The organism is Mesorhizobium sp. M4A.F.Ca.ET.090.04.2.1, from assembly GCF_003999085.1.
In the GTDB taxonomy this organism is placed as follows: domain Bacteria; phylum Pseudomonadota; class Alphaproteobacteria; order Rhizobiales; family Rhizobiaceae; genus Mesorhizobium.
Window position 1 is genome coordinate 1 of sequence record NZ_RZOT01000336.1, and the last position, 6667, is coordinate 6667.

A 6667-nucleotide genomic window follows, 5' to 3' on the forward strand; every position below is an offset into this window, starting at 1 on the left:
CCGTCACCGCCGACGGCGAGCGGCCGACGACGGAAGCCGCATTCGCCAGGGAACCGCCATCGACGAAAGCAAGGAAGGTCCTGAGGAGGTCTGGGTCGAGCACTTGCATAATTCGATGATATCGAATCTTTTCTTCGAAACAATTCGATTTTTTTGATTCAATGATCGTGACATGGTTTCTTCCAACGGCGAGGAAGCGCCGCTCACAACGAGGAGAAAGAAAATGCCGATCATCAATGTCAGCGTCACCGGCAAGCCCGACGCCGCTTTGTCCGCCACTATCGCCAAGGAGGTGACCGAGATCACCGCCAAGCAGCTGCGCAAGGACCCGACCATCACCGCGGTCGCCATCAGCTATATCGATCCGCAGCACTGGTTCGCCGGCGGCAAGTCGCTGGCCGAGCATGATTCCAATACTTTCTGGCTCGACATCAAGGTGGTCGACGGCACCAACACCAAGCTCGAGCTCGAAGCCTATCTCCAGGCGATCTTCGCCGCCTTCGGCCGCCTGCTGGGCGGCGTGCATGAGGAGAGCTACGCCTTCGTGCACGAGGTTCCGGCCGCCGCCTATGGCTACGGCGGCAAGACGCAGGAGTTCCGTTTCATCAGCGGCAGGCTGAAGGCGGCGTAGCCCGGCGCCCTCTCCTTCTCCCCTTGTGGGAGAAGGTGGCCGAGCGAAGCTCGGTCGGATGAGGGGTGCTGGACGGATCGCTGCATCGACAAGATAAGCGCCGAAAATCGTTTGATTTTCTAGCGACCGAGTTTCTTCCAGCAGCCCTCATCCGTCTCGGCGCTGCGCGCCGATCCACCTTCTCCCACAAGGGGAGAAGGCCAGAGGGCACTCAGTCCACATTGACGTCGCCCGCGCTTGCGCTACCCTCTGGCTCCGAAGCGGCCGCTCAAGAGCCGCGACGTGGAGGACGTTGGGAGAGCGCGGCAATGATCCTGACCCTGGCGCTGCTTGCAGGCCTCGTCGCGGCGTGGTTGCTGATCGGCATACTCGAAACGATGCGGCTTGGCCTGCGCTTCACGCAGGCGCTGCTCTATGTGCCGTTCAAGCTCGCCTACCGGATCGCCGACGAGCGCATCCGCGTCGCCCGCAATGCCAAGGCGCCGGTCATCTATGTGATCTCGCATCAGTCGCGCTTCGAGCCGGCGCTGATGCTATCGCTGCTGCCGGACGACACGCTGCACATCCTCGACGATGCGTCGGCGCGCTCGCCCTGGCTGGAGCCATGGCGCGAGCTTGGCCGCACCATCGCCTTCAATGCCGAGCATGTCTTCGTCAGTCGCCGGCTGGTCAGGGTGCTGAAGGGCAAGGGCCGGCTTGCCGTCTATCTGCCCGATGCGGTCGAGCCTGACGTCAAATCCTTTCGCCTGTTCCGCGCCATCACCCGCATTGCCATGCAGGCCGACGCCAGCATCGTACCGATCTTCATCGCCGGCGCGCGCGACCTGCCGGTGTCGCTGACCCCGGCGGACCGGGCGCCGCGCCACTGGTTCCCGCGCCTCGCGATAAGCGTGCTGGAGCCTATGACGATCGCCGAGCTGGTGGCGCGCAACCCTGACCAGGCCTCTAACACCAACGCGCTGTTCGACCGCTTCGCGGAAGCCAGGCTCTTCGGCACCAATCTCGACCGCGGCCTGTTCCTCGCCATGCGCGACGCGGCAACCAGAGTCGGCGCCTCGCACCCGATCATCGAGGACGTCATCTCGGGCGCGCTCAGCTATCGCAAGATGTTCATCGGCGCGCGCGTGCTCGGCCGCCGCTTCGAGGCGGTGTCGGCGCCTGGCGAAGCGGTCGGGCTGCTGCTGCCCAACGCCAACGGCGTGGTGCTGTCCTTCGTCGGCCTCATCTCGGCCGGCCGGGTGGCGGCGATGATCAACTACACCGCCGGGTCGGCAAGCGTCACCGCCGCTGTGCGCACCGCCGTCATCCGAACCGTCGTCTCCTCCCGCGCCTTCATCGAGAAGGCCGGGCTCGCCGACATCGCCGAGGCGGTCGAGGCGGGGGGCGCCAAAATGCTCTGGCTGGAGGATGTGCGCCAGAGCGTGACGATGCTGGACAAGCTCGCGGCCGCGCTGCTGTGGCGTTTTCCGCTGCGGCCACAGGATGCGGCAAAGCCAGCGGTGATCCTGTTCACCTCGGGCTCGGAAGGCACGCCCAAGGCGGTGGTGCTGTCGCACAAGAGCCTGCTCGCCAACGCCATGCAGGCGGAGGCGCGCATTACCATCTCGCCCGCCGACACCCTGCTCAACGTGCTGCCGGTGTTCCACTCCTTCGGACTGACCGGCGGCACCATCCTGCCGCTGGTCACCGGCGTGAAACTGTTCCTCTACCCCTCGCCGCTTCACTACAAGATCATCCCCGAGATCGCGCGCAAGGTCGGGCCGACGATCATGTTCGGCACCGACACTTTCCTCGCCAATTATGCGCGCACCGCCAAGGACGGCGACTTCTCCAGCCTGCGCTTCGTCGTCGCCGGCGCCGAGGCGGTCAAGCCGGAGACGCGCCGCGTCTATCGCGAGCGCTTCGACGCATCAATCATCGAGGGTTTTGGGCTGACCGAGGCCGCCCCGGTCGTCGCCGTCAACACCGCCATCCATGGCCGCGACGGCACGGTCGGACGGCTGTTGCCAGCCATCCGCATGAAGCTCGAAGCCGTCGAGGGCATTGACGATGCCGGCCGGCTGTGGCTCGACGGGCCGAACATGATGATGGGCTACATGACCGCCGACCGGCCTGGCGAGTTGCAGCCGCTCAATGGCTGGCACGATACCGGCGACATTGTCTCGGTCGACCGCGACGGCTTCATCACCATTCGCGGCCGCGCCAAGCGCTTCGCCAAGATCGCTGGAGAGATGGTGTCGCTGGGCGCGGTCGAGATGCTGGTGCAGTCGCTGTGGCCGGAAGAACGCCACGCCGCCGTCGCGGTGCCGGACAAAAGACGCGGCGAGCGCATCGTGCTGGTGACCACGGCCGACGATGCCAGTCCGGAGGAACTACGCGCCTTCGGCAAGAAGGCGGGCGCGGCCGAACTGATGGTGCCCAATGACATCATCAAGGTGGAGGAGATCCCGGTGCTGGGTTCGGGCAAGACCGACTACGTCTCGACCCGCAGGCTGGCGATCGACCGACTGGGGCTGAGCGCCGCGGCCTAGCGCCTTAACCGATATCCGAAGGCGGCACCTTCTCGCCTTCGCGCATGGCGCGTTTCGAATAGGCGCGCACGGAAAGCGGCAGGAAGACCAGATAGCCGGCGACCGAAGCGGTCAGCGTGTACCAGGGGTAGGTCATCAAAAGCAGGACGTAGAGCACCACGGCGAGGATCACCGGCAACACCTTGTCGCCCGGCACCTTGATGCTTTTGCCCGAATAGACCGGCAGCCGGCTGACCAGCAGGAAGGCGACGAGCACGGTGAAGCCGGTGGCGACAAAGGCGGCGAGACGGGTCGGCTCAAGTCCCAGCCGCAGGAAATAGAGATAGAGCGGCAGCATCACCAGCACCGCGCCCGCCGGCGCCGGCACGCCGACGAAATATTCGCTTTGCCACAGCGGCCGGTCGGCCTTCTCGTCGTCAAGCACATTGAAGCGGGCGAGCCGCAAGCCGCAGGCGATGGTGAACAGCAGCGCCGCGATCCAGCCGAACGAGCCGGCGCGGTCGAGCAGGAAGGCATAGAGCACCAGCGCCGGCGCGACGCCGAAATTGACGATATCGGCCAGCGAATCCATCTGCGCGCCGAATTTCGATGTCGCCTTCAGCATGCGCGCCAGGCGGCCGTCTATGCCGTCGAGGAAGGCGGCGAGCAGCACCATCACCACCGCCGGCTCGAAGCGGCCCTGGAAGCCGAAGCGGATGCCGGAGAGGCCGGCGCAGATGGCAAGCACAGTGACGAGATTGGGCAGCACCATGCGCATCGGGATCTCGCGGATGCGCGGGCCGCCGCTGGCGTGCGCCTCGAATTTCTTGAAGGGCGCGCCCACGGCTCAGGAAATCCTGACCAGCGGCGTCGCCGCCGCGCCGCCGAATTCGGCAAGTACGGTCTCGCCGCCGACCGCCGTCTGGCCGACGGCGACGCGCGGCACGGCATTCAGCGGCAGGAAGACATCGACACGCGAGCCGAAGCGGATCAGCCCGAAACGCTCGCCGATCGCGATCGAGCCGCCGGCTTCGGCCCAGCAGACAATGCGCCGCGCCACCAGGCCGGCGATCTGCACGGCGGCGACGGTGCCGTTGGGGCTGTCGATGACCAGCCCGTTGCGCTCGTTCTCCGAGCTTGCCTTGTCGAGCTCGGCGTTGAGGAATTTTCCGGGCCGATGCTCGATCTTCGTGATGCGGCCGCGCACCGGAGCGCGGTTCACATGGCAGGAAAAGACGTTCATGAACACGGAAATGCGGGTCATCTCGCCAGAGCCGAGGCCAAGCTCGCGCGGCGGCACGGCCGGCCCGACCGCCGAGATGATGCCATCGGCCGGGCTCACCACCAGCCGGTCGTCGACCGGCGTGACGCGCTCGGGATCACGGAAGAAATAGACGCACCAGGCGGTCAGGATCAGCCCGATCCAAAACAGGATCGAGGAGAAATAGCCGAGGAAGAGCGTGCCTGCGCCAAAAGCGGCGATGAACGGATAGCCCTCGCGATGGATCGGAACGAGCGTATTCTTGATCGTGTCGACGATGCTCATCGGGCTGGGACGGTCCCTGTTTCAGGTCCGGCCTCAATAGCGGAAAGCCCCCCTGCCCGCAACGCAACATTGGGAGAGGTTGGGTGCGACGCCGGCACGGCGCGCAGCCATATTTTTTGCCTATGCTGTCGGAACTCGACCTTTCCGCTCGTCCTTGGCTAGACAACTCGACCAGGGAGCCCGCCAAATGCCATCGCCGAAATCGTCTGCAATTGACGCCAAGGTCATCACTGAGGGCCTCGCCTTCGGCGAGTCGCCGCGCTGGCATGAGGGGCGGCTGTGGGTCTGCAATTGGGGAACCGGCGAGATCATTGCCATCGATGCCGAAGGCAACAGCGAAATCATGCTCAAAATACCGGCCACCCTGCCCTATTCGATCGACTGGCTGCCGGATGGACGATTGCTTGTCATATCCGGCCGGGAAGGCTTGTTGCTGCGGCAGGAAACGGATGGAACGCTCGTCACCCATGCCGATTTCAGGCCGCTGTCGAACAGCCCGTGGAACGAGATCGTGGTCGACGGGCGCGGCAACGTCTACGTCAATGGCGGCGGGCCGGCGCCGGCGGCGGGCCAGCATTTCGGACCGGGCACCATCGTCCTGGTGACGCAGGACGGGGAGGTGCGACAGGTGGCCGAGAACATCGCCTTCGCCAACGGCATGGCCGTGACGCTGGACAACCGGACACTGATCGTCGCCGAATCCCACGCCAACCGACTGACCGCTTTCGATATCGCGGCCGATGGCAACCTTACCAACCGCCGTGTCTGGGCAGATCTCGGCAACGATTATCCCGATGGCATATGCATCGATGCCGAAGGCTGCATCTGGTACGCCGACGTGCCCAACCGGCATTGCGTCAGGGTGCGCGACGGCGGCATAAAGCTCGACAGGGTCGAAGCCGATCGCGGCTGCTTTGCCTGCATGCTCGGCGGGCCTGACGGCAGGACACTCTACATCACGGCTGCCGAATGGCGTGGCTTCGAGCACATGATCAGCGACGCCCGCACCGGCCAGGTGCTGAGCGTCGCCGCACCCGCGCCAGGCGCGGGCTGGCCCTCCTACAGTTCGGGCAGACGCTGATAGTTGGCGATATCCGCCCGGACACCCAGCCGGGCGATCGTCTCCTGCGGATTGAAGGCGATGCGCTCGTGCGCGACCTTGACGATCGGCACTACTTTGTCGACCGCTGCCTGGCTTTCCCATTCGACGATGGTGACGAGGTTGAACTCGCCCGGCCCGGAGAACTGCTCGAGCAGGAAATCCTGCACGAAGCCCTCCTGCCGGCGCAGCAGTTCATGGGTCATCCGGACCTTGCCGATGATCTCCTCGCGGGCTTCAACCGGGACGACGAACTTATCGACCCGGAACACGCTGCCATTGCCTTGATTTTTATTGCTCATTTCGATCTGTCTCCGTTTGGGAAAAGCTCATTTCTCAGGGGCTCGGAGACGGTTTGCAAGCTCAAGATAGGTTGAGGTCAAGGGGAAATTTTGCGCCGACTTCCCCTTCTCCTCCTGTGGGAGAAGGTGGATCGGCGCGCAGCGCCGAGACGGATGAGGGGTGCTGGAAGCACCCCTCATCCGTGGCCTTCGGCGACACCTTCTCCCACAAGGGGAGAAGGAAGAGGCGCTAACTGACCTCCGACGTCCTTCTCCGTACGATGACACCCAGCTCGTCGCTCTCGCGGGCGACGCGCAGCCTCTCCTCGGCCTCGGTCGCCTCGCGCTGGCGGTCCCACATCGAGGCGTAGAGGCCATCCTTGCGCAGGAGCGCGGCATGAGTGCCGCGTTCGGCGATCTGGCCGTCCTTGAGCACGATGATCTCGTCGGCCGAGATCACCGTCGACAGGCGGTGGGCAATGACGATGGTGGTGCGGCCCTTGCTGACCAGGTCGAGGGCTGCCTGGATCTCCTGCTCGGTCTGGGTGTCCAGCGCCGAGGTCGCCTCGTCGAGCATCAGGATCGGCGGGGCCTTCAAAA

6 protein-coding genes and 2 pseudogenes are annotated in these 6667 nt (G+C 65.0%); 3 read left to right on the forward strand and 5 right to left on the reverse strand.

The window, feature by feature from the left end:
- Window positions 1-109 (reverse strand): annotated as a pseudogene (locus EN781_RS35435) (LysR family transcriptional regulator); the annotation flags it as partial.
- A gap of 114 nt (window positions 110-223) precedes the next feature.
- Between EN781_RS35435 and EN781_RS21790 the strand changes: the two are divergent.
- Window positions 224-631, forward strand: coding sequence for a 4-oxalocrotonate tautomerase family protein (locus tag EN781_RS21790; protein ID WP_126055669.1), 408 nt, complete (start codon window positions 224-226; stop codon window positions 629-631).
- 308 nt (window positions 632-939) lie between these two features.
- Entirely contained in the window at window positions 940-3162 is a 2223-nt protein-coding gene (locus tag EN781_RS21795) for an AMP-binding protein (RefSeq protein ID WP_126055670.1), read from the forward strand.
- A gap of 4 nt (window positions 3163-3166) precedes the next feature.
- On the opposite strand, the gene EN781_RS21800 is transcribed toward EN781_RS21795, so the two are convergent.
- A complete protein-coding gene (locus EN781_RS21800; RefSeq protein ID WP_126055671.1) occupies window positions 3167-3985 on the reverse strand; it encodes a phosphatidylcholine/phosphatidylserine synthase in 819 nt (272 codons plus the stop codon).
- A gap of 3 nt (window positions 3986-3988) precedes the next feature.
- Window positions 3989-4687 (reverse strand): phosphatidylserine decarboxylase, encoded by a 699-nt coding sequence (locus EN781_RS21805; protein ID WP_126055672.1) that lies wholly within the window; start codon window positions 4685-4687, stop codon window positions 3989-3991.
- A 187-nt stretch (window positions 4688-4874) separates the two neighbouring features.
- On the opposite strand from EN781_RS21805, the gene EN781_RS21810 reads away from it, so the two are divergent.
- A complete protein-coding gene (locus EN781_RS21810) occupies window positions 4875-5768 on the forward strand; it encodes an SMP-30/gluconolactonase/LRE family protein (RefSeq protein WP_126055673.1) in 894 nt (297 codons plus the stop codon).
- Here the strand turns inward: EN781_RS21810 and EN781_RS21815 are convergent.
- Together EN781_RS21815 and EN781_RS21820 are read right to left on the reverse strand one after the other, a co-directional pair.
- A complete protein-coding gene (locus tag EN781_RS21815) occupies window positions 5747-6088 on the reverse strand; it encodes an antibiotic biosynthesis monooxygenase (protein WP_126055674.1) in 342 nt (113 codons plus the stop codon). The two genes, EN781_RS21810 and EN781_RS21815, sit on opposite strands and share 22 nt — an antisense overlap.
- A 229-nt stretch (window positions 6089-6317) precedes the next feature.
- Window positions 6318-6667 (reverse strand): annotated as a pseudogene (locus EN781_RS21820) (metal ABC transporter permease); the annotation flags it as partial.